Source organism: Kitasatospora albolonga, assembly GCA_002082585.1.
Lineage (GTDB): Bacteria > Actinomycetota > Actinomycetes > Streptomycetales > Streptomycetaceae > Streptomyces > Streptomyces stephensoniae.
In genome coordinates this window covers 2,316,382-2,339,278 of the sequence record CP020563.1, presented here as the reverse complement: position 1 = coordinate 2,339,278, position 22,897 = coordinate 2,316,382, and the positions used below count along the sequence as shown (strand labels likewise).

The following is a 22,897-nucleotide window of genomic DNA, read 5'->3' as shown; positions in this document are numbered from 1 at the left end:
GTCCGGAGGGTGGAACCGCCGCGCAGAAGGGCCTATACGCTTCAAAAAGGCTCTAAAATTGGGCATTCTTCGCATGTGGTGACCATGGACGTACGGCCTCAGCTCATCGACGCACTTTCCGCCCTGCGCGACCGTGTCGCCGCCGTGCGTCTCCCACTCCCCCTGCCGGGGGCCGAACGCGCCCGGCAGACGAGGGTCGAACTCCTCGCGCAGCTCGACGACTACCTCCTGCCCCGCCTCAAGGACCCCGAGGCCCCGCTGCTCGCCGTGATCGGCGGTTCCACCGGAGCCGGGAAGTCCACGCTGGTCAACTCGCTCGTGGGGTGCCGGGTCAGCGAGGCCGGGGTGCTGCGGCCCACCACGCGTACGCCCGTGCTGGTGTGCCACCCCGACGACCACCACTGGTTCGCGGGCGTACGGGTGCTGCCGCAGCTCACCCGGATCTGGCTGCCGCCGGGTCAGGCCCGGGACCCCGACGGGCTCGACGAGCTCGGCGCGGGCGCGGACGACGAGGCGAACGTGCTGCGGGTGGAGACCGCCGTCAGCCTCCCCCGGGGGCTCGCGATCCTCGACGCCCCCGACATCGACTCCCTCGTCGTACGCAACCGGGTCCTGGCCGCCGAACTCATCTGCGCCGCCGACGTCTGGGTCATGGTCACCACCGCCTCCCGGTACGCCGACGCGGTGCCCTGGCATCTGCTGCGTACCGCGAAGGAGTACGACGCCGCCCTCGTCACCGTCCTCGACCGGGTGCCCCACCAGGTGATCGCCGAGGTCTCCCGGCAGTACGCGGCGCTCCTGACCCGCGCCGGACTCGGGGACGTACCCCGGTTCACCATCCCCGAGCTGCCCGAGTCGGCGGGCGGCGGCAGCGGGCTGCTCCCCACCACCGCCGTCGCCCCGCTGCGCGCCTGGCTCACCCACCGGGCCCAGGACCCCGCCGCCCGGCAGCAGGCGGTGGGGCGTACCGCCTCGGGGCTCATCGAGTCGCTCAACGTACGGATGCCCGGGCTGGCGTCGGCCGTCGCGGCGCAGTACGCGGCGTCCGTCCGGCTCACCGGAGTGGTCGAGGACGCGTACGGCAAGGAGGCCGACCGGATTCGGCGCAGGCTCCGGAGCGGGGCGGTCCTCTCCGGGGACGCGCGCACCCGGTGGCGCGGCTTCCCCCTCTACAGCGCGCCCGGTGAGCTCCTCGACGCGCTGGTGGAGAGCCTGATCGCCCTCCTCCAGTGCTCCGTGTCCGCCGCCGACGAGCAGATCCGTACGCAGTGGAGCCGCGAGCCCGCCGCCGGGGTGTTCCGGTTCGACGGCGCCGTCCGGGAGGCCGGGGGGTGGGGGCCCGCCGAGGACGTGGAGGGCCGGATCGCCGTGGCCGTACGGCGGTGGCGGCGGGTCCTGGAGGAGCTCGCCGAGGAAGAGGTGCGGCAGCTCGAACGCAGCGTGGCGCCCGACCCCGAGACCGTCGCCGCCCTGCTCGCGGCGGCCCTGCTCGGCGGGCGCCGGGCCCGTACGGCGGGGGAGCAGCTCGCCGAACGCATCGGCGCCCAGGGCGCGCTCCGCCTCCGCGACAAGGGCGGCGAACTGCTGACGACCTATCTGGACCAGGTGCTCGGCGGCGAACGCGACCGTCGGCTCGCCCCGCTCGACGCGCTCGACGTCGCCCCCGAACCGCAGGCCGAACTGATCGCCGCGCTTTCCGTACTGCAGAAGGAGAGGTGGCAGCGATGACTGCCGTCACGGACGAGGACCCGGGCAACGGCACGGCGGAGCCCGCCGGGGGGCGGGAGAAGGAGGGGACGGACGGCGGGCGCTGGGACGACGGCCTCATCGCGCGGCGGGCGGCCGCGGTGGATTCCCGTACGGCGGCCGGTGCGCGCGGTGGTGACTCCCGTACGGACGCGGGTCCGGGTTCTCCGGGTGCGGACCTGGTGGGCGCGGACGGGGACGAGGACGACCTGCGGCCCCAGGTCGACGCCTACGGGGCCTCCGGCGGCCCCCTGCCGACCCGGCTCGACGCCCTGCGCGAACTCGTCGGCCTCTCCCGCGCCCGGCTCGACCGGGACACCCTCGCCGAGGCGGGGCGCGTGCTGGACGAGGCGGCGGCCCGGCAGCGGCTCTCCTCCCGGCACACGGTCGTCGCCATCGCGGGCGCCACGGGAAGCGGCAAGTCCACCCTGTTCAACGCCCTGGCCGGGGCCCCGATCTCCGACACCGGGCTGCGCCGCCCCACCACCTCCCAGCCCATCGCGTGCAGCTGGACCGACGGGGCCGCCGGGCTCCTCGACCGCCTCGCGATCCCCGGCCGGCTCCGCCGCAGGCCGCACCCCGGGCCCGCCGCCTTCGACGAGGCGTTCCAGGGGCTCGTCCTGGTCGACCTGCCCGACCACGACTCCGCCGCGACGGCCCACCGGGACCAGGTGGACCGGGTGCTGGCGCTGGTCGACGCGGTGATCTGGGTGGTCGACCCGGAGAAGTACGCCGACGCCGCCCTGCACGAGCGCTACCTGCGCCCCCTGGCCGGGCACGCCGAGGTCACCTTCGTCGTCCTCAACCAGATCGACCGGCTCCCCGGCGAGGCCGCCGACCTCGTGCTCGACGACCTGCGCCGGCTCCTGGACGAGGACGGCATGGCGCTCGGCGAGCACGGCGAACCCGGCGCCACCGTCATGTCCCTCTCCGCGCTGACCGGCGACGGGGTGCCCGAACTGCGCGAGATGCTCGGCCGGTTCGTCCAGGACCGCACGGCCGCCACCCGCCGCCTCTCCGCCGATGTGGACGCGGCGGCGGCGCGGCTGCGTCCGGTGTACGTGGCGGAGGGGCGGCCGGGGCTGGGGGAGCGGGCCCGGGAGGAGTTCACCGACCGGCTGGCCGAGGCGGTGGGGGCGGCCGCCGCCGGGCAGGCCGCCGAGCGGGAGTGGCGCCGGAACGCGGGCCGGGCGTGCGGGACGCCGTGGCTGCGGCTGTGGCGCTGGTACGAGTCCCGGGGGCTGCCGGGCAGCCTGGACCGGATGGGCCAGGCGCTCGCCCCGCCGGAGGAGGAGCTGACGGCCCGGCAGCGGGTGGAGCAGGCGGTCCGGATTGTCGCGGACGACGCCGCCGACGGGCTCCCCGCCCCCTGGGCCCAGGCGGTGCGCGAGGCGGCGTTCAACGGTGCGAAGGGGCTGCCGGAGGCGCTGGACGAGCTGGCGGCGAAGGCGGCGGCGGGCCCCGCCAAGGCTTCGGGCAAGGGTTCGCGCAAGGATTCAGCCAAGGCTTCGCGTACGGATACGGGCACGGGTACGGATACGAGTACGGGTACGGGAGCGGCCTCGGGTACGGCTTCGGGCGCCGTTTCGCGTACGTCGAAGGAGGCGGGCGTTTCGGGGCTCTCCGGGAGCCGGGGCCTGGGCACCGGGGTGGCGCCCGGCGGGCGGCCGGCCAAGCCGCCCCGGCCGAAGTGGTGGCCCGCCGCGGTGCTGGCCCAGGTGTCGATGACGCTGCTCCAGATCTTCGGCGGCCTGTGGCTGCTCGGCCAGATCGTGGGCGTCCTGGAGCCGGGGCTTGTCACCCCCGCCCTGAACATGCTGGCCGGGGTCGTCGGCGGGCCGCTGGTGGAGTGGTCCTGCGCGGCGGCGATCCGTGGACCCGCCCGGCGCTACGGGCAGGACGCCGAACGCCGACTGCGCGAGGCGGCGGCCGGGTGCGGCCGGGCCAGGGTGCTGGACCCGGTCTCGGCGGAACTGGCGCGTTACCGGGAGGTGCGTGAGCGGTACGTGGCGGTGACGGAGTTTTCCACAACCGGCCGGTAGTCCACAGGCTCCGACGCGATCCGCTTCGACCGTCCACCATGAAGTCAGTGCCGGACACACCGTGAACGGCACGGACGACGCGAACGCCGTGAACGGTGCGGACGACGCGGACGGACGGAAACGGAAAGCGGGGGCGGGAAAATGAACGAGACCATGGTGACGCTGGTGGGAAACGCCGCTACGGCGGTGGAGTTCCGGGAGACGGCGACGGGGGGAATGGCGCGCTTCCGCTTCGCCGTGACCCCGCGCCGCCGGGACCGCGAGACCCAGCTCTGGACGGACGGGCCCACCAGTTTCTACACGGTCTGGGCCTGGCGGGCGCTGGCCGCGAATCTGGCCGGTTCGGTGGCCATCGGGGAACCCCTCGTCGTGCACGGCCGGTTGAAGGTGCGTGAGGAGGAACGGGACGGCGGACGAAGGACGTTCGTGGATGTCGAGGCGGTCGCGGTCGGCCACGACCTGAGCCGGGGGACCGCCGCGTTCCGCCGGGTGGCCAGGGTCGAACCGGCACTGACGGCGCCTGCGCGCGGCGGGCCTGACGAGGTATCGGGCGGAAGGCCGGACAGGGGGTCGGGCCGGGTGCCGGGCGGTGGTGCGGACCCTGGCCCGGGAGGCCGTACGGACTTGTCGTCGGCCGTACGGGAAAAGGCGGGGGTGGCCTGAAAGGGCTGGTGGGAAGGGCGGCCCGGCGATAACGATTCCGATTCGGAATGGTTGGCCGAGGGCAGTACGGGGGACTGTGGTTCGCCCGTTCCTTAGGATTCCCAGAGCTCATGGGTCACTTGAGTCTGCTGGCGGGGCATTCCCCACACGCGCACCACGCGCGAGGGCCTCGCCCGGAGGGGAATTCTGTGTTTTCTGCGTCTTCAGTGTCCGCTTCGCCGTCCGACGCCAGGACGGCGCCCGCTGCGGGCGGCAGATCCGCCGCACACGCGGGGACGACCGGCGGAGCGGCACGAGCCGGGGAGACGGCCAGGACGGCGCGTGCCGGAGGGACGGGCGGAGCAGCACGGGGCGGGGGGACAGGCGGAGTGGCACAGGGCGGGGAGACGGGCAGGGCGGCCGGGCGGTGGAAGGGGCGCGGGCCGGTCGCTCTCCGGCAGGTGACCGCGCTGCTCCTCACCGGGCTCGTCACGGCGGCGGCCACCCTCGCCGGGACGGGCACGGCGGTCGCCGACGAGCCGGGCCGGCACCAGGGCGGTGCCTCCGCCGTGCTCGACGGGCTGAAGACCTTCGACACCGCCGTCCTCCGCACGCCCGGCGAGAACGGCGCCCCCGACCGCACGCAGGAGCTGCCCGCCGGGCTCTTCGAGATGACCGTCGACGGCGGCGGCAAGCTCAAGACGTACTGCATCGACCTCCACAACCCCACCCAGGACCAGGCGAAGTACCTGGAGACCCCCTGGGCCGAGACCTCGCTCGGCGCCAACCGGAACGCCGGGAAGATCGGGTGGATTCTCCAGCACTCCTACCCCCAGGTCGACGATCTCGCCGCGCTCGCGAAGGCGGCGGGCACCGGGCCGCTCACCGAGCGGACGGCCGCCGCGGGCACCCAGGTCGCCATCTGGCGCTACTCGGACGGCGCCGATGTCACCGCGTCGGACAAGCAGGCGGAGAAGCTCGCCGACTGGCTCCAGAAGCGCGCCCGCACCATCGCCGAGCCCCGCGCCTCCCTGACCCTGGAGCCCGCGGCGGTCTCCGGCCGGGCGGGGGACCGGCTGGGCCCGGTGACCGTCCGTACGGACGCGGACCAGGTCTCCGTGTCGCCCCCGGTGGACGCGGCGGCCAGCGGCATCACGGTGACGGACGAGAAGGGGAAGCCCGTCACCTCCGCCGCCGACGGCGCCCGGCTCTACTTCGACGTGCCCGAGGGCAGCGCCGACGGCTCCGCCTCGCTGACCGTCCAGACGACCACCTCCGTACCGGTCGGCCGGGCCTTCGCCGGGACCACCCGCACCCAGACCCAGATCCTGGCCGGTTCCAGCGAGTCCACCGTCTCCGCCCGGGCCACCGCCACCTGGGCCGAGACCGGTCCCGCCCCGGCGCTCACCGCCAGGAAGAACTGCGCGGCGGGCGGTGTGGACATCACCGCGGCCAACCAGGGCGACGAGCCCTTCACCTTCGAGCTGGGCGGCTACGAGCACACCGTCGCCGCCGGAGCCACCCGGACGGTGACGATCCCGGTCGCCGAGGACCAGGCGTACGACTTCACCATCACCGGCCCCGGCGGCTTCCGGAAGAACTTCACCGGCGTGCTGGACTGCGCCACCAGCGGCAGCACCGTCGCCGCCGAGAAGGAGGACCCGCGGGCCGACGACGCCGGGATCGGCCCGCAGAGCGCCCGCCAGTCCGTCCCCGCCTCGACCGGCACCACCACCTCGGGCCTGGAGGGCGACCTCGCCGCGACCGGCGGCTCCAGCACCACCCCGATGATCGCCGCCCTCGCCGTCGGCTTCCTCGTCATCGGCGGCGGCGCCCTGTTCGTCCTGCGCCGGAAGGAAGCGGCCCAGCAGAACGCCGAATGACGGCCGGCCGGTGCGCGACCGCCACGGCAGCGCACCGGCCACTCCCGGGACCGGTCCCCGACAGGTCCCGGCAACCGGCCCCACGGCCGATCCCGAACCGATCCCGGGCCGATTCCGGACCGGTCCCGGGAACTGGCCCCATGACCGGTCCCCGGACCGATCCCCGGACGGGTTTCCTTCCGGGGATGGACGTCAGGCAAGATGGGGTGTATCTGCCCACACCTCTATTGCTGCCGGACGGTTTCTCTTGGCTGAGTACATCTACACCATGCGCAAGACGCGCAAGGCGCACGGCGACAAGGTGATCCTTGACGACGTCACCTTGAACTTCCTGCCCGGTGCCAAGATCGGTGTCGTGGGGCCCAACGGCGCCGGTAAGTCCACGGTGCTGAAGATCATGGCGGGCCTGGAGCAGCCGTCCAACGGTGACGCGTTCCTGTCGCCCGGGTTCAGCGTCGGCATCCTCATGCAGGAGCCGAAGCTGGACGAGGAGAAGACGGTCCTGGAGAACGTCCAGGACGGGGCCGCCGAGATCATGGGCAAGCTCAAGCGCTTCAACGAGGTCGCCGAGCTGATGGCCACCGACTACTCCGACGCGCTGATGGAGGAGATGGGCAAGCTCCAGGAGGACCTGGACCACGCCAACGCGTGGGACCTGGACGCCCAGCTGGAGCAGGCCATGGACGCCCTGGGCTGCCCGCCCGGCGACTGGCCGGTCACCAACCTCTCCGGTGGCGAGAAGCGCCGTGTGGCGCTCTGCAAGCTCCTCATCGAGGCCCCGGACCTGCTCCTCCTCGACGAGCCCACCAACCACCTCGACGCCGAGTCGGTGAACTGGCTGGAGCAGCACCTCTCGAAGTACACGGGTGCCGTCGTCGCCGTCACCCACGACCGGTACTTCCTCAACAACGTCGCCGAGTGGATTCTCGAGCTCGACCGGGGCCGCGCGATCCCCTACGAGGGCAACTACTCCACGTACCTCGACAAGAAGGCCACCCGCCTCAAGGTCGAGGGCCGCAAGGACGAGAAGCGGCAGAAGCGCCTCAAGGAAGAGCTGGAGTGGGTGCGGTCGAACGCCAAGGGGCGCCAGACCAAGTCCAAGGCCCGTCTCGCCCGGTACGAGGAGATGGCGGCCGAGGCCGACAAGATGCGGAAGCTGGACTTCGAGGAGATCCAGATCCCGCCGGGCCCGCGCCTCGGGTCCATCGTCGTCGAGGTCGAGAACCTCTCGAAGTCCTTCGGCGACAAGGTCCTCATCGACGACCTGTCCTTCACCCTGCCCCGTAACGGCATCGTCGGCGTCATCGGCCCGAACGGCGCGGGCAAGACCACGCTGTTCAAGATGATCCAGGGCCTGGAGACGCCGGACAGCGGCTCGATCAAGATCGGTGACACGGTCAAGATCTCCTACGTCGACCAGTCCCGCGCCAACATCGACCCGAAGAAGACCCTCTGGGCCGTCGTCTCGGACGAGCTGGACTACATCAACGTCGGCCAGGTCGAGATGCCCTCGCGCGCCTACGTCTCCGCGTTCGGCTTCAAGGGGCCGGACCAGCAGAAGCCGGCCGGTGTCCTCTCCGGTGGTGAGCGCAACCGTCTCAACCTGGCGCTGACGCTCAAGGAGGGCGGCAACCTGCTGCTCCTCGACGAGCCCACCAACGACCTCGACGTCGAGACCCTGTCCTCGCTCGAGAACGCGCTGCTGGAGTTCCCGGGCGCCGCGGTGGTCATCTCCCACGACCGCTGGTTCCTGGACCGTGTCGCCACGCACATCCTCGCCTACGAGGGTGAGTCCAAGTGGTACTGGTTCGAGGGCAACTTCGAGTCGTACGAGAAGAACAAGGTCGAGCGTCTCGGCGCGGACGCGGCCCGCCCGCACCGCGCCACGTACAAGAAGCTCACGCGAGGCTGATCGTCTTGGCTCGTCATATCTACAGCTGCCCCCTGCGCTGGTCGGACATGGACGCCTTCGGCCACGTCAACAACGTGGTCTTCCTCCGCTACCTGGAGGAGGCGCGCATCGACTTCATGTTCCGGCTGGCGCCGGGGGACGGCTCGCCGTCGTTCTCGGGCGGGTCCGTCGTGGCCCGGCACGAGATCGACTACGTACGGCCGCTCGTGCACCGGCACGAGCCGGTCACGGTCGAGTCGTGGGTCACGAAGATAGGTGCCGCGTCGCTGACGATCGCCTATGAGATCAAGGACCCCGAGCAGGTGTACGTACGGGCCGCGACCGTCGTCGTCCCGTACGACCTGAAGGCCGAGCGGCCCCGGCGGATCTCCGCCGAGGAGAAGCTCTTCCTCCAGAAGTACCTGGCAGAGGAGCCCGCCGCGGCATGACCGTGCCTGTGCAGTCGCTGCTGTTCGCCGACCCGAGGGAGGCGGCGGATCTCGCCGCCTTCCTCGGCCGGCTGCTCCACTACGACCGGGCCGCCGCGGTCCGGTTGCAGGCGGGCGGCGGCGACGCACTGGCCGTGTTCGGCCGCCCGCCCTCCTTCGAGGTCCTCGCGATCCGTACGGCCCGCCTGGCCCGCCCCGAGACGCTCGACGTCACGGTGTCGGCCGGGGAGCTGCTGGAGTCCCTCGACATCTCCGAGGAGGGCCCCGGGGAGCGCGGCGGTGTGCTGCCCGCCCCCGTCACCGGGCCGCCCTGGACCGGTGTCCTGCCGCCCCGGGGGCCCTGGCGGGAGCAGGCCGGGCTGCCCCGGCCGGACGCCCTGCGCGCCGCCCTCGACGCGGCCGTCGCCGAGTTCCGTACGCGGGACGAGGCGCTGCCCGAGGAGCTCCGTACCCGTGCCGAACGCGACCGGATCGGCCGGGAGATCTGGTCCCGCCCGGTCGGCGCCACCGAACTGCCCCTGCGCGCGGTCCACGCGGCCCAGTCCCTCGGCTTCCTGCGCGCCGACCCCGGTCTCCCCGTATCGCTGTTCGCCTCGGGCGCCTGGCTGCGGCTGCGGACCCCGTTCGGCTCGGTCGCCCTGCGCCGCGACCCGGCCGGGGGGCTGGGCGGTCCCGGCGGGCTGAATCTGTCGGTCGGGCGGGGCTGAAGCGCCGGAGGCGCCGGGCCTGCGGGCCGGGTATGACTGAAGCGCCGGGCCCGCGGTCGGGCGGGGCTGAAGCCCCTTACCCCTCCCCGCCGTTACTTCTCCGCCGCCCCGTGCGCGTCCGGCCAGACCCCGATGTGGTCCTGCTCCAGCTCCAGCAGCACCCGGTGCTCCATGCCCAGCGCCTGCGTGTAGTCCGCCGGGAGCTGGAGCCGGCCCGCCCGGTCGAGCATCGCGTACTCCCGGGCCACCTGCGACTCCTGGCCCGTCGCCGCGTCCACCTCCGTGCGGCGCAGCACCTCGGAGGACGTACGGCCGTCGCGGATCGCGACCGTACGGCGGACCTCGTTCGCCACCGCCTGGTCATGGGTGACGATCACGATCGAGGTGCCCAGCTCCTCGTTGGCGCGCCGGAACGCGGCGAAGACCTGCTCCCCGGTGGCCGAGTCCAGCTCACCGGTCGGCTCGTCGGCGAGCAGGACGGACGGGGAGTTGGCGAGCGCCACCGCGATGGCCACCCGCTGCTGCTGACCGCCGGACAGCTGCTGGGGCCGCCGGTCGCGCAGGTCCGCGATGTCGAGCATGGCGAGCAACGACTCGGCGCGGGCGGCCCGTTCACGCTTGCTGCCGCCGCCGCGCAGCTGCATGGGCAGGGTGACGTTCTGCATCGCGGTGAGGTACGGGAGCAGGTTGCGGGCGGTCTGCTGCCAGACGAACCCGACCACGTCCCGGCGGTAGCGCAGCCGCTCCTTCGCCCCCATCGACAGCAGGTCGCAGCCCGCGACCTTCGCCGATCCGGCCGTCGGCACGTCCAGGCCCGCCAGGATGTTCATCAGCGTCGACTTGCCGCTGCCCGACGCCCCCACCAGGGCCATCAACTCGCCCTGGGTGACCAGCAGATCGAGGCCCTGGAGGGCCTGCACCTCCACCCCGTCCGTGGTGAAGATCCGTACCACCCGGTCACAGGCGATCAGGGCGTCGTGCCCGTAGGAGGGGCGGTCCCGCCGGGCCGCGGCCCGGCGCTCCAGCTCCGCCAGTGTCGTTTCGGGCCCGCGGGCCGTGTCTGCCGTCTCGGTGGACGAGGTCATCGGGAGTCTCCTGCCCTGAGTTCGGTGATCGATCCGCGGCGGCTCGCCCACCACGCCTGGACGCCCGCGACCGTGGCGGCGAGAACGACGACCCCCACCGCCGGAAGCCCCAGTGACCAGGGGTCGGTGCGCAGCGGGACGGGGCTGGTGTCCGATCCGGCGACGCCCGCGAGCGCCAGCGGGACCAGGTCGACGCCGGGGGAGAGCAGGGCGATGGTCGCCCAGCCGGTGAACAGGCCGCCCACCGCCGCCAGCAGCGCCTGCGGAGTGGCCTCGAAGGCCAGCAGCCGCCTGCCCTGCCCGGTGGTGAGCCCCATCGTGCGCAGCCGGGCCAGCAGCGTCTTGCGCTCCGGTGCGGTCTGGAACAGCGACAGCGCCATGGCCAGCAGCGCGTATCCGGCGCCCGCCGCGACGGCCGAGAGGTAGATCCGCTCGGCCCCCGCCTGCATCGGGGTGTTCACGTACCGCTCGCGCTCCTCGGAACGCAGCTGTACGACGTACTCCTTGCCGCTCTCGCCGACCGCCGCCCGCAGTTTCCCGGGGTCCGGTGAGCCGGTGAGGAGCAGCGTGGTGGGTTCCTGGTGTTCGAGGGAGGCGGAGTTGACCATCAGGAAGTTCGTGGTGACCACCGAGGCGACGCGCGGCACGGTCCCCACGACCTGGACCTTGAAGTGCCCGGACAGCGTCTTGACCGCGCGCGGCTCCGTGCCCAGCCGGGCGGCGACCGACGGGGAGGCGATGACGGGCAGCACCCGTCCGGTGGCGCCCTCCGTGCCCTTCGGCAGCGGGGCCGAGGGGCCGGTGGCCGCCAGCCGGTCGGCCGGGAAGTCCGGCAGCCCGGTCGTCCGGGCCAGCCGGGCGTACGCGGCGGGGTCGACGCCCACCAGGGCCGCGACGTCGGGGCCGCCGCCCCCCGGACCGCTCCCCCCGCCGGACGCCGCCTCCGGCATGTTCACGCTGAACTCGACCCGTACCGGCGCCGCGTTCTCCACCCCGTCCAGGCCGCCCACCCTGCGGACCAGCTCGTCGGGCAGCGTCGCCCGCTCGCTCAGGCCCCTGATCCGGGCGTCCGCCCCGACGGCCGCGAGCGCCGCGTCGTCCCGGGCGTCCCCGATTCCCGCGACCACCGAGCCGCCGAACGCCGCCGTGGCCAGCGCCAGCAGCAGGGCGAGCAGCGGCAGCGCCCCGCTGCCCGAGGCGCGTCCGGCGCGGGCCAGCGAGAGGAAGCCGATCGCCCCGCGCAGCCGCGCCATGGGGCGCGCGGCGAGCCGCAGGGGCAGCGGGTAGAGACGTACCAGGACGAGCGCCACGATCAGCGCGACCAGCACGGGCGCGCCGCTGACCAGCAGGTCGGTGCCGCCCCCGGCCGCTGTGCCGCGCCGCAGCAGCGCCGTCACCGCGCCGACCGCCAGCACGACCAGGGTCAGTTCGACGACGGTACGCCGACGGGACGGGCGGACGCTCACCATGTCCTCGCGCGCCCCGCGCAGCGTGGGCCGGATGTGCTGGAGCGTCGTCCGCAGGGGCAGGGCGACGCACACCAGGGCGGCGACGCCCGCCGCGGCCAGCGCCCCCGGCCACCACCGGGCCTCACCCACGGCCGCCACCGCGAGCAGGAACCCGAGGGCGGCGGCCGGCAGCACGGTCACCGAGGTCTCCGCGAGCAGCCGCCCGCCGATGCCGCGCAGGGAGCCGCCCCGCGCGCGCAGCAGGGCCAGCTCGCTCCGGCGGCGGGCGCCGATCAGGGCACCCGTCATCAGCAGGACGACGGCGGCCACGGAACCGATCCCGAGGGCGGCGACCGCGATCACGGGGCTGATCGCCTCGCGCATCCGGATGTTGCTCTCCACGACGTCGCCGAGTCCGGTGGCGACCACGGCGGTGTCTCCGGCGATCTCCCGCACCTCAAGGAGCCGGGGGCCGCTCACCAGGGCGGCGACGACGGACTGGAGCCGGGCGCTGTCCGGTCCGGTCAGCGATGCCGGGTCGGGCGGGATACGCCAGTAGAGGGCGGGCTCGGCGGCCGTGCTCAGGAGCACCGGACCGGCGTCCTCGGCCAGCAGCACCGAGCCGACCCAGTAGTGCTGGGGGACGGGTTTCGTGGGGTCCGGGACCAGGGAGGGGGTGCGCAGCAGCGGATCGGCGGACCAGTAGCTGCCCAGCGGGTCGCGCGGGGCGACGATGCCGGTGATCCGTACGGTGATGCGCTCGTTGTCCGTGGTGGGTACCGCGATGGTCGCCCCGGCCTTCACCTTCAGCTCGTGCGCCGTCTCCTCGGTGACCACGCCCTCCACCTCGCGGGAGTCCGCCGTCACCGGGCCCGACGTCGTCGGCCAGGCCCCCGAGCTCAGCGTGGCGTGCTTCTTCAGCCCCGTCTGCGCCGCGTAGGTGAGCTGCGGCGGAATCGCCTCGGGCCGCGGCAGCCAGGGTTCGGTCGCCACGATCGCCTTCGTGGCCCGCACCCCGTACGCGACGGACGGCGCGTCCGCGCGCAGCGGCGCGGGCAGCGCCTTCAGCAGCCTGTCGCCGACGCGCTCCAGCGCGGGGGTGCGCATCTCGGCCTCCCGCTGCTCCTGCGGCAGGTTGAGGCCGGGCTGCGGGCGGGCGACCTCCACGACGCTGCGGCTCGCGTCCACCGTCCGGATGTCGTGGCGCAGCCCCTTCGTCTCGTACGCGTCCACCGCGCGCGGGAACGCGGCGGCGAGGAACGCCGTCACCAGCACCAGCACCGCGAGGGACACCGCCGTACCGGGCGCGGTGCGCAGCCGGGTACGTATCCACGGGGCGTCGGCCGCCCGATTGCCGTTGCTCATGTCAGTGCTCCCCCTGGTGGCGCAGTGTCACGGCCGGGTCCCCGCGGCGGAGCGCGATCATCGCGACGATCACGAGCGGCAGCGCGGCGACCCCGGCCAGCAGGACCGCGACCTGCCCCACCGGCAGCTCCACCAGCACCGGGGGCACGGGCCGCTCCGCCTGTCCGGTCAGTACGAGGAACGGGACGACGGCCCGGGTCAGTACAGTGCCGAGGCCGACCCCGATGAACAGGCCGAGGGCGATCAGGACGCCCTGTTCGGCGGCGATCATCCGGGCCAGCCGGCGGCGCGGTGCGCCGAGCGCCCGCAGGAGGCCGAGCTCCGCCGACCGTTCGCGCTGGGACCCGGAGGCGCTGACCGCGAAGCCGACGGCGGCCAGCGCGGCGGCGACCACGGCGACGGCCGGGAGCGCGGACTGCGGTCCCGCCCCCAGCGGGTCGTCGACCAGCCGCTGGGCGGCCTCCTCGCGGACCAGGACCTGGGCCGGGTCGATGTCCGGCAGGGCGCGCAGGGCCGAGGCCGTCTTCGCGGCGTCGCCCGGGGCGGTGCTCAGCCACCATTCGGTCGCCTCGAGGGAGGCGCCGGACCGGTGGGCGAAGACGTCGGTCACGGCCTTGAGGTCGAGCAGCAGCCCGCCGCCGCCCGGCACCGCGTCGGAGGGGCCGGTGAGCTCTCCGGTGCCGGTGGTCGGCAGTTGCCGCACCGCCTTCACCAGCGTCACCCGGAGCTTGTTCCCGGCCAGTGTGAGGTCGACCTCGTCACCCAGCTTCGCGCCGGTGTTCTTCAGGTACGCGTCCGTCGCCACCGCCTTCACCGCGGTGGCCGACGGCCTCTCCGCCCTGACCCGCAGCGTGGTGACGGGGTTCTCGGGGACACCCTCACGGATCACATCGCTGTCGTACGTGAAGACCGGGGCGCCCGGCGTTCCGTCGGCCACCGGCGCCTTCCCCGTCTGTTCCACGCCGACCCCGCCGTTCTTCACCACGCCTTTCCAGCGCAGGCCGTCGGGGGCCTCCACCGGACGTTCGTCGCCCGCCGAGGTGACCACCCGGACATCGCCCACCGCGACCCGGCGCTGCTCGGCGGCGAACTCCGGCGGTCTCCCGTCCAGGTCGAAACCGGTCACGGACATCCCCGCCGCCGCCGACACCGGGACCGACACCGGGACCGTACGGCCGTCCACGGGCACGGCGCCGACCGGGACCCGGTGGGGCAGACCGAAGCGGTCCTCCAGCAGCAGGGTGAAGACCGGTGGCTGGTCCATCATCCAGGGGTCGTCATAGATGTCGGGGCGTTCGGGCCGGGGCCCGGTGGTGATCCGCACGTCCAGCTTCAGCAGGGTGCTGTCCTCGGGCAGGAGGAGACCGGTGCGGCCGCGCTCCGCGGCTATCGCCGCGAACATCTCGCGGCCGGTCCCGTCGGTCAGGTCGGGGCGGATCAGCATCCGTTCGTCCGCGCGCGCGGTGTCCAGGACGAGGATCTCGGCCCTGCGCCCGCCGGAGACCTCTATCTCCGCCCGGTGGGCCGGGGCCGCTTCGCGCACCCCCTCCACCGTGCTGTAGGCATCGGCGGTGGCCGGGGTGCCCCCGTGGGCGTTCGTGAGGCGGACCGAGGCACCGGAGCCGAAGTCGGCCTGGTCGGACTGCGAGCGGTTCCAGGAGGCGCTCTGCCCGACCGCCAGCATGCCCATCGCGACCGACAGGACCAGCAGCAGCACCGGTCCCGCGCCGCGCAGCGGGCGCCTGCTGAACTGCCAGCCCGCCAGCGCGACGGGCAGCCCGCGGCCCCTGGCCGCCCACCGTTCGGCGAGCTTCGCGGCGGGCGGCAGCAGACGGAGCGTCAGGACGGTTCCGGCGAGCAGGGCCAGCGCCGGGGCGGCGACCAGCAGCGGGTCGATCCCGAGGTTGCCGTCCTGGTCGCCGCTGAGCGCCCCGCTGCCGGACTTCGTGGTCTGCCGGTCGAGCTGCCAGTACGCCACCGCCGCGATCAGCAGCAGCCCGAGGTCGGCGCCCGCCCGCACCGGCCCCGGCAGGGACGCCGCCCGGGTCCTGCGCCCGCCCGCACCAGCCGCCAGCGACGGCGCCACCACGGCCAGGGCACAGGCCAGCGCCACGGCGGCGGAGACCAGCCACACGGTGCCGGTCACGGCCCCGTCGACCTTCAGCCCGATCCGGGACAGGGCGCTGTACCCGGCCAGCAGCCCGGTCAGCGGTCCCGCGAGCAGGGGGGCGATCACGGCGGCGGGCCCGGCGAGCAGCAACGCCTCGATCGCCGCCAGCGCGGTGATCCGGCCCCGCGATCCGCCCCGGGCCCGCAGCAGTTCGCGTTCCCCCTCGCGCTCGCTGTTCAGCAGCCGGGAGACCAGGAGCAGGGCGTAGGCGGCGAGCAGCACCAGCTGCACCGCGACGATCATCAGCGTGGAGCGGGAGACCAGCAGCGCCCGGTCGAGCTGGTCGAGCACGGTGGGCAGCGACATCCGCGCGGTGACCCCGGACGCGAACACCGGGGCGTCCACCAGGGCCTTCGGCGCCGCGGACGAGGTCCGGCGCAGGTCCGCCATGGAATCGGTGGTCAGCGTGGAGAAGTCGGCGGTGGCCAGCCAGGACGTCTCGCCCTTGCCGAGGGTGCCGGAGGTCAGGACGGCGGGGTCGGTGAGCAGGGGGCCGTACGTCGTGAAGGCGAGCTTGCGCACCCCGCGCCCGCCGAGCGGGTCGAGCTGCCAGTACGGGTCGGACCGGTCGGCTGCCTCGTAGACGCCCGTGACCAGGACGCGCTGCTTCTTGTCGCGCAGCCGGTCGGTGACGGTGAGCCGTGCGCCGGGCTTCAGCTTCAGCGCCTCGGCGGCCACGACGGGCAGGGCCACCTGGACCGGCCCGGTGCCCCCGGCGGCGGGCGCCTCGCCCTCGGTGATCCGGACCCGGCGGGGGTCCAGGGAGGCGAAGTGGGTGAGGTCCGGCTCGCCGCGCCGGGCGGCCGGGTCCTGGAGGCGGCGCGGCAGCGCGTACGCCCCGGAGCTCTCCAGCTTCCCCACCGTCACGGGCAGTCCGTCGAAGGCGTCGCGGGCGGCCTCGCGGACGGCTTCGTCGGCCTGCGCGCGCTGCTCCCGGTCCACCGAGGCGGAGACGGTGAGGGCCGCCGACGCGGCCGACCCGTGGGTGAGCGAGTGGCGCAGGGCCGCGTCGCCCACGGAACCGGAGAACGCGGTGAGCGCGGCCAGGACGGACGTGGTCAGCAGGACGGCCAGGACGGCCGCGGAGAGCAGAAGGCGATGCGCCCTCACCCGTAGAAGGACGAAACCCGTCACCTGATCCCCTAGCCCCGTGGACACTCCATGTGCACGCCCTCCCCTGACGTAACGGCGATGCTTTCAGAGGCGACAGGGTCCTGGTAACCGTTTCCCGGTACACCTTGATCCGATTGTGACCGTTATCCGGATGGGGAACGTCGAATTCCGGAGAATTAAGGACCTTGATCGGTCGCTATCGATCAATTTCGATCGGAAAATTGATCGGAAGCAATCCAGGGGAGAGGGGGGAAGGGGCGGCCGAAGCGATCAGCCGGCGGTGTTGACCATCGAGGCGGCTGCGTACGTCAGGTAGTCCCACAGCTGCCGTTCGTGCTCGGGCGCCAGCTCCAGCTCGTCCAGCGCCACCCGCATATGGGCCAGCCAGGCGTCATGGGCCGCCCGGTCCACCCGGAACGGGGCGTGCCGCATCCGCAGTCTCGGGTGGCCCCGGTGGTCGCTGTAGGTGCGCGGGCCGCCCCAGTACTGCATCAGGAACAGGGCGAAGCGCTCCTCGGCCGGGCCCAGGTCCTCCTCCGGATACATCGGCCGCAGCAGTTCGTCACCCGCCACCCCCTCGTAGAAGCGGTGGACCAGGCGCCGGAAGGTCTCCTCGCCGCCGACCTGCTCGTAAAAGGTCTGCTCCTGAAGCGTGTCGCGCGGAATCTCTGTCACCCGTCCATGGTCGCAGACGCGCCGCCTGAGGTCAGGGGTCCTAGGACCAAGGACCGGGACCGCTTCCCGGTGGGCCTCCCGCCCGGCGTGCGGTCGCCCCCGCCGTCCCGCCGCAGGACAGTGGAGACATGGGTGCGCACCCGGAACTCCCCGACGACCCCGAGGCCGACGAGGCACGCCACATCCTCGTACGGAACATCGTCGCGCGGGGCGGGCTCACCGACCCCGCCTGGCGTGAGGCGTTCGAAGAGGTGGGGCGCCATCTGTTCGTGCCGTACTACTACGTGCACGGTGTCCGGGGCTACGAGCGCCTCTGGGGCGAGGACCCCGATCCCGTACGGCACCGGCGCTGGCTGCGCGGAGTATACGGGGACGAGGCGCTGGCCACCCGGATGCGGGACGGCGAGCTCATCTCGTCCTCCAGCCAGCCCTCGCTGATGGCCCTGATGCTGGAGGCGCTGGAGGTACGGGAGGGGCACACCGTCCTGGAGATCGGCACCGGCCCCGGCTACAACGCGGCGCTGCTCTCCCACCGGCTCGGCGACACGGCGGTGACCAGCGTCGATCTGGACCCGGAGATCACGGAGTCGGCCCGCGCCCACCTCGCCGCCGCCGGGTACCGCCCGACGGTCGTCACCGGGGACGGGGCCCGGGGCTGCCCGCGGCGAGCCCCGTACGACCGGATCATCGCGACCTGCACGCTGCCCTCCGTACCGCCCGCCTGGCCGGAACAGTGCTCTCCGGGGGCGCGCATCCTGGCCCCCCTCGCGACCGGGCTCGTCTCGCTGGACGTCCACGCGACGGCGCACGGCCCGCGCGCCGAGGGGCACTTTCTGCACACCCCGGCGTACTTCGTGCCCCTGCGCGGCGCCCCACCGCTGCCCGAACCGGTCGCGCGCCCCGGCGGAGTGCCGAGGCGCGCGATAGGGGACGAACTCTTCCGGTTCCTGCTGACCCTGACGGCGGGCAGCCTCGACCCGCGCGAGGCCCTCTCCCTCTGGGAGCGCGAGGAGCGCCCGCAGCGGGAGAGGTACGGCGTCACGGTCGCGGACGGCCGCCAGTGGGCCTGGCTGGACGACCCGGAGGGGCCCTACACCTGGCCCCTGGGTGTTTAGCCCCGTTGCTCAGTCCCGGCGGATCGTGATCGTCGTCCACGCCCCGACGTGCACCTGGTCGCCGTCCTGGAGGGGGACGGGGACATATGGCTGGATCGGGTCCTCGGCGCCGTTGAGCGTGGTGCCGTTGGTGGACTTCTGGTCGACCACCGCCCAGCCGCCGTCGGGCTGCTGGACCAGCACCGCGTGCTGGTGGGAGACGCCCGGGTCCTCCGGCGGCACCGACAGGTCGATGTCGGGGGACTCGCCCGTGCTGTGCCGACGGCGGCCGATGGTGACCTGGCTCCCGGTGAGCGGCATGCGCTGCTCGGGGGAGTACGCGGGCAGGTTCAGCCCGGTCGCCTCGGGGCCGCTGCGCTGCATCATCGCGAGGAAGTACTCACGGTCCGGCGCGATGACGGCGGTCCAGGACACCGCCTGCTGGGGCTGCGACTGGCCCTGGCCGAAGCCCTGGTCCTGGCCGTATCCCTGGTGCTGCGGGTTCTGGTGTTGGTTCTGGTGTTGGTTCTGCTGGTGGTTCTGGGGGGTCTGACGGTTCTGGTCGGGGTGCCCGCCCTGCTGCCCGCCCTGGTACGGGTCCTGCTGCTGGAACCCCTGCGGCGGCTGCGGTGCCTGCGCCTGGGAGGGCGGCGACAGCATCCAGTCGTCACTGCCACCGCCACCGCCGTGCGGGGACTGCTGCGGCGGTGCCGACTGCTGCTGGGACGGCGCGAAGGGCGAGGACTGCTGCGGCTCGAACGGCGAGGGCGCCGACTGCTGGTGCTGCTGGTGCGGGGGAGGCCCCTGCTGCTGGAAGGCGGGCGGGGGCGGCGGGCCGTCCTGCCGACCGTGCTGGCCCTGCTGCGGCTGCTGTCCCTGATGGCCCTGCTGTCCCTGATGGCTCTGCTGAGCTTGCCGACCCTGCTGGAACGCGGGCGGCGGGCCGCCGGGGCCCCCAGGACCGCTCTGGCCGCCGCGCTCGCTCTGCTCGGGGGCGAGCGGCTCGGCGGAACGGTTCACCTGCGAGGGGCGCGAGCCCTGGAACTCGAACGGGTCGTGCTGCTGGGGCGCACCGCCGGGACCACCGGGACCGCTCTGACCGCCCTGCCCTCCTGGGCCCTGCTGCGACAGGAAGCCGGGCGGCAGGTTGAGACCGGGCGGGGGGCCGCCGGGACCCCCGGGGCCACCGGAACCGCCGGGTCCGCTCGGCGTGCTGTGCTGCGGGGCCAGCGGGGTGTACGAGGTCGCCGTGCTGGTGAGGAAGTTCCAGCGGCACTCCTCGCAGTACGGCGCCATCGCCTCGCGGGGCGTGCGGCACTGCGGGCAGAGCTCCGCCTGCATCGTCGGCGGCCCGCCGTCGCCCCCGGCGGGCGGCGGGTAGCCGTAGCCGGGCGCGGGGGGCGGAGGAGGCGGCGGGGGCACGGCGCCCGTGGGGGCGCCCGTTCCGGTCATGCGGTGTCCGCAGACCTCGCACCAGTCCTCGGAACCCGACTGGTGTCCGTTCGGGCAGGTCGGCATGTCGGCGCTTCCCCCTCTCCTCGTCCGGCCCGGGGGCCGTCATGCTGCTGATCGATTGTGACCGTTCGGCCACCCAGTGGTGCTACTTCTTGACGCGAACGGTCTTGGTGGAGCGCGTTTCGAGGGTCATCTCGTCCGCTTCCGCGACCTTCGCTTTCAGTCGCACAGTACCTGTCGCCGCGTCGACGACGTCGACCACCTTCGAAAGGAGTTTCGCAGTCTCCTGGTTCCCGGACGCCGAGGCCAACTGCACCGCGCGGCCCAGTTTCGCCGTGGCCCCGTCGAAGTCGCCCGACTTGCGGGCGTCCAGCCCCTGCTGGATGACCTGTGCCAGCTCCGCCTGGCCCGTGTAGTGCGCGACCTGCGGGTTGATCGAGGTCGACGCCGCCATGTCGTCCGTCCACACCGCCCGTACGAGCCCCTGGGAGAGCACCTGCGGGGCCGCGGCGCCCGAGGGGTCGGGCAGGAGCAGCGAGACCCGGGCCGCCAGCATCTCCTGGCCGATCCCGGCCTCGGGGACCCGGACGCACACGTGGTAGTCGCGGGACTCGTCGCCCCAGGAGCCGGTCGGATAGTCCCCGGCGCGCGGGCCCGCCTCGGTGCGGCGGCCGGTCAGGTCCTCGACCGTGGGCGCCACCTGCTTCACGAACCGGATCTCCACCCCGACGGGCGTCCAGAGCCGCAGCGCCACGTCCGCGACCTCCTTGCCCATCGCGTTCTCCATCATCCGCGTGAAGTCGGCGGCCAGGTGCGAGGGGTCGGCGACGATGTCGGCGGTGCCGAGCAGGGCGGAGGCTATCGAGGTGACCTCCTTCACCTCCCAGTCGGTGCCGACACCCCGGGCGTCACACGTGAACCGCCCCGCACAGGAGTCCAGCGCGGCCCGCAGATCCTCGGGGGCCTCGTGCTCGTTGCGGCCGTCGGTCAGCAGGATGCCGTGGCGGATGTCGGCGTCGGCGGCGGCCAGCAGCCGGTCGGCCAGCCGCAGCCAGGTGCCGATCGCGGTCCCGCCGCCCGCGCTCAGCCTCCGCAGCGCCTCCTTGGCCTGGGCCTTCGTCCGGGCGTCGGCGACCGCGAGCCGTCCGTCGCCCGGGTAGACGTCCTTCGCCACATGGGTCCCCGCGACCACCGCGAACCGGGTGCCCTCGCGCAGGGTGTCGATCGCCGCAGCCGTCGCGTCGCGCGCGTTGCGCATCTTCGTGGGCGGATAGTCCATCGAACCGGAACAGTCGACCATCAGCACCACCGCCGCGCCCGGCGCCTGCCCCGGCCCGTACGCGGGGGCGGCCGCCGTACCGGCCAGTGGGACACCGCCGGTCGTTCCGCCGCCGGTCGAGGTGACGGTCACGATCGCGTTGACCTCGCGGCCGCCCTCGGGCAGGAACGCGTTCTGGTACACCTCGACGGAGAACTGCGGCACGTTCGACTTCGAGAAGTTGGCCATCTGGTCTGCTCCTTGAGGTTCACACGGTGGTGCAGGCCGATCCTGCCCCTTGCGGCTCCACGGCGAACGGCAGCAGCGCCACTGTTACGTTGTCGTGGCCCCCGCCGTCGAGCGCGTGGCCGACCAGCACCTGGGCGCCGTGCAGCGGGCGCCGGTGGGCCTCCGGCGGCACGGCGGCGGCCATCTCCTCGGCGGATTCCGCGTAGTTCCACAGGCCGTCCGTGCAGACCACCACCAGACCGGGGCGGTCCGGCTTGAACGAGGCGGTGTGCGGCTCCAGTTCGTAGGAGTCGGCGCCGAGCCAGCCGGTGATGGCGTGGGCGCGCTCGTCCGCGTACGCCTCGGCCTCGTTCATCAGGCCCGCCGCCACCATCTGCGCGGCCCAGGAGTCGTCCTCGGTGAGCCGGGCGGGCGGGCCCGAACGGTCGTCCGGCACCCAGTAGACCCGGCTGTCGCCGACCCAGCCGACGACCAGCAGGCCGCTCGCCATGATCGCGCCGACCAGGGTGCAGGCCGGGGCGTTCTGCTGGCGGTGCGCCTCGGGCCCGTCCGCCCCCGGGTGGTCCTGGGCCAGCGCGTTGACGGCCTCGGAGGCGGCGACGATCGCCTCGTGCATCGCCTGCTGCGGGTGCGTGCCGCGCGGCAGGGACTCCAGCAGCGCCTCGTTGGCGGCGCTCGCGGCGGCGGCCGATGCCTCGTCGGGACGGCTCGCCGAGGAGACGCCGTCGCAGACGATCGCGACGACGGCGGGCGAACCGTCCGGCAGCGCGGTCGAGGAGACCGCGAAGGAGTCCTCGTTACGGTGGTGGCGCAGGCCCCGGTCGCTGACGGCGGCCACCGAGCCGAGCTCCTGCTCCATGTGGTCGCGCTCGCGGGGCTGTGCGTGCCCGCAGTTCTCGCAGTACCCGTCGGGGTCGACCCGGCCCGACCGGCAGGCCACACAGACCTTCGTCCCGGCGGCGGGCGTCGGAGTGGGCTCCGCCGTACGGGGATCGGGGGCGGCCAGCGTGAAGTCACCCGATCCGCCAGGGGCTTCGGCACTCGCGGGGGAGGGCTCCGCGGGGGCCGCCGTCGCCGCCCGGTCGTCGTGGCGCACCGGGGAGGACGCCGCCTGCCCGGCGGGGTGCGCCGGGGGTGTCGCCGCCTGCTGGTCCTGGCCCGCCGGGGGCGTCGTCGGCAGCGGCGTGCCGCCCGAGTCCGTGCCGGGCAGGTCCGACGCCCGGTGCACGGGCGCGGGCACATCGGAGCTGTCCACCTCGGAGGCGGCGGGCCACTCCACGGCGGCCGGGGGCGACACGGGCGCGCCGGGCCCGGCGGGGACGGGCGTCGGTGGTGCGGGTGGTGTCGGTGGTACGGCGTGCGCGGGCGGGGCCGCCGACGGGGGTGCCGGTGGTGCGGCCGGGGCGGGGGCCGCCGGAGCCGCCGAGGGCCCGTCAGGTACGTGGCCGGGCGTGGCCGGGGCCGCCGGGGGCACCGTGATGGCCATCGTCGGCCGGTCGTCGGGACGGGTCGGCACGGCCGAGAGGTCGTAGCCGCACGCCCCGCAGAACCGATCGCCCGACGCGGGCGGCTCCTCGCAGCCGGGGCACCTCGCCAGGGCGGGCTGCTGGTGGCTCTCTGACATC

General features: G+C 73.9%; 15 protein-coding genes. 8 read left to right on the top strand and 7 right to left on the bottom strand.

From position 1 onward, the window contains the following. Positions 1 to 84: 84 nt before the first annotated feature. The 7 genes from B7C62_10135 (at position 85) to B7C62_10105 (ending at position 9,360) form a co-directional block, all read left to right on the top strand. Positions 85 to 1,728, top strand: coding sequence for an ATP-binding protein (locus tag B7C62_10135; protein ID ARF72591.1), 1,644 nt, complete (start codon positions 85 to 87; stop codon positions 1,726 to 1,728). Next, the gene (locus B7C62_10130; GenBank protein ARF72590.1) at positions 1,725 to 3,788 is read left to right on the top strand and encodes an ATP-binding protein; all 2,064 of its coding nucleotides are present in this window, start codon (positions 1,725 to 1,727) and stop codon (positions 3,786 to 3,788) included. Before B7C62_10135 ends, B7C62_10130 begins: the two co-directional genes overlap by 4 nt. Before the next feature lie 141 nt (positions 3,789 to 3,929). Further along, a complete protein-coding gene (locus tag B7C62_10125) occupies positions 3,930 to 4,451 on the top strand; it encodes a single-stranded DNA-binding protein (protein ID ARF72589.1) in 522 nt (173 codons plus the stop codon). Positions 4,452 to 4,819: 368 nt separating this feature from the next. Continuing rightward, positions 4,820 to 6,313, top strand: a complete 1,494-nt coding sequence (locus tag B7C62_10120) for a peptidase (protein ARF72588.1) — start codon at positions 4,820 to 4,822, stop codon at positions 6,311 to 6,313. A gap of 247 nt (positions 6,314 to 6,560) precedes the next feature. Next, on the top strand, positions 6,561 to 8,225 hold the full coding sequence (locus tag B7C62_10115; protein ARF72587.1) for an energy-dependent translational throttle protein EttA: 1,665 nt from the start codon (positions 6,561 to 6,563) through the stop codon (positions 8,223 to 8,225). Between the two features lie 5 nt (positions 8,226 to 8,230). Next, on the top strand, positions 8,231 to 8,653 hold the full coding sequence (locus B7C62_10110; GenBank protein ID ARF72586.1) for a thioesterase: 423 nt from the start codon (positions 8,231 to 8,233) through the stop codon (positions 8,651 to 8,653). Next, the gene (locus tag B7C62_10105) at positions 8,650 to 9,360 is read left to right on the top strand and encodes a hypothetical protein (protein ARF72585.1); all 711 of its coding nucleotides are present in this window, start codon (positions 8,650 to 8,652) and stop codon (positions 9,358 to 9,360) included. The genes B7C62_10110 and B7C62_10105 overlap by 4 nt, the downstream gene beginning before the upstream one ends. 92 nt (positions 9,361 to 9,452) lie before the next feature. Here B7C62_10105 and B7C62_10100 read toward each other — a convergent pair whose 3' ends face one another. From B7C62_10100 to B7C62_10085, 4 genes are all read right to left on the bottom strand, one after another. Further along, positions 9,453 to 10,445, bottom strand: coding sequence for an ABC transporter (locus B7C62_10100; protein ID ARF72584.1), 993 nt, complete (start codon positions 10,443 to 10,445; stop codon positions 9,453 to 9,455). Then, positions 10,442 to 13,258, bottom strand: coding sequence for a hypothetical protein (locus B7C62_10095; GenBank protein ID ARF72583.1), 2,817 nt, complete (start codon positions 13,256 to 13,258; stop codon positions 10,442 to 10,444). The genes B7C62_10100 and B7C62_10095 overlap by 4 nt, the downstream gene beginning before the upstream one ends. A gap of 1 nt (position 13,259) precedes the next feature. Further along, complete coding sequence (locus B7C62_10090) at positions 13,260 to 16,562, bottom strand: peptide ABC transporter permease (GenBank protein ID ARF72582.1); 3,303 nt, start codon at positions 16,560 to 16,562, stop codon at positions 13,260 to 13,262. A 249-nt stretch (positions 16,563 to 16,811) separates the two neighbouring features. Then, a complete protein-coding gene (locus B7C62_10085) occupies positions 16,812 to 17,216 on the bottom strand; it encodes a globin (protein ARF72581.1) in 405 nt (134 codons plus the stop codon). Between the two features lie 128 nt (positions 17,217 to 17,344). On the opposite strand from B7C62_10085, the gene B7C62_10080 reads away from it, so the two are divergent. Next, the gene (locus tag B7C62_10080; protein ARF72580.1) at positions 17,345 to 18,331 is read left to right on the top strand and encodes a methyltransferase; all 987 of its coding nucleotides are present in this window, start codon (positions 17,345 to 17,347) and stop codon (positions 18,329 to 18,331) included. 9 nt (positions 18,332 to 18,340) lie between these two features. Here the strand turns inward: B7C62_10080 and B7C62_10075 are convergent, their stop codons facing one another. The 3 genes from B7C62_10075 to B7C62_10065 form a co-directional block, all read right to left on the bottom strand. Beyond that, entirely contained in the window at positions 18,341 to 19,828 is a 1,488-nt protein-coding gene (locus B7C62_10075; GenBank protein ID ARF72579.1) for a phosphopeptide-binding protein, read from the bottom strand. An 82-nt stretch (positions 19,829 to 19,910) separates the two neighbouring features. Beyond that, on the bottom strand, positions 19,911 to 21,272 hold the full coding sequence (locus tag B7C62_10070) for a hypothetical protein (GenBank protein ARF72578.1): 1,362 nt from the start codon (positions 21,270 to 21,272) through the stop codon (positions 19,911 to 19,913). A 19-nt stretch (positions 21,273 to 21,291) separates the two neighbouring features. Beyond that, entirely contained in the window at positions 21,292 to 22,896 is a 1,605-nt protein-coding gene (locus B7C62_10065) for a serine/threonine protein phosphatase (protein ARF77081.1), read from the bottom strand. Position 22,897 lies beyond the last annotated feature (1 nt).

What these genes read in the sequence shown, in the direction of transcription:
- B7C62_10135 (ARF72591.1), top strand. Translation starts at nt 85, where the DNA reads ATGGACGTACGGCCTCAGCTCATCGACGCACTTTCCGCCCTGCGCGAC.
- B7C62_10130 (ARF72590.1), top strand. Translation starts at nt 1,725, where the DNA reads ATGACTGCCGTCACGGACGAGGACCCGGGCAACGGCACGGCGGAGCCC.
- B7C62_10125 (ARF72589.1), top strand. Translation starts at nt 3,930, where the DNA reads ATGAACGAGACCATGGTGACGCTGGTGGGAAACGCCGCTACGGCGGTG.
- B7C62_10105 (ARF72585.1), top strand. Translation starts at nt 8,650, where the DNA reads ATGACCGTGCCTGTGCAGTCGCTGCTGTTCGCCGACCCGAGGGAGGCG.
- B7C62_10100 (ARF72584.1), bottom strand. Translation starts at nt 10,445, where the DNA reads ATGACCTCGTCCACCGAGACGGCAGACACGGCCCGCGGGCCCGAAACG.
- B7C62_10095 (ARF72583.1), bottom strand. Translation starts at nt 13,258, where the DNA reads ATGAGCAACGGCAATCGGGCGGCCGACGCCCCGTGGATACGTACCCGG.
- B7C62_10080 (ARF72580.1), top strand. Translation starts at nt 17,345, where the DNA reads ATGGGTGCGCACCCGGAACTCCCCGACGACCCCGAGGCCGACGAGGCA.
- B7C62_10075 (ARF72579.1), bottom strand. Translation starts at nt 19,828, where the DNA reads ATGCCGACCTGCCCGAACGGACACCAGTCGGGTTCCGAGGACTGGTGC.
- B7C62_10070 (ARF72578.1), bottom strand. Translation starts at nt 21,272, where the DNA reads ATGGCCAACTTCTCGAAGTCGAACGTGCCGCAGTTCTCCGTCGAGGTG.
- B7C62_10065 (ARF77081.1), bottom strand. Translation starts at nt 22,896, where the DNA reads ATGTCAGAGAGCCACCAGCAGCCCGCCCTGGCGAGGTGCCCCGGCTGC.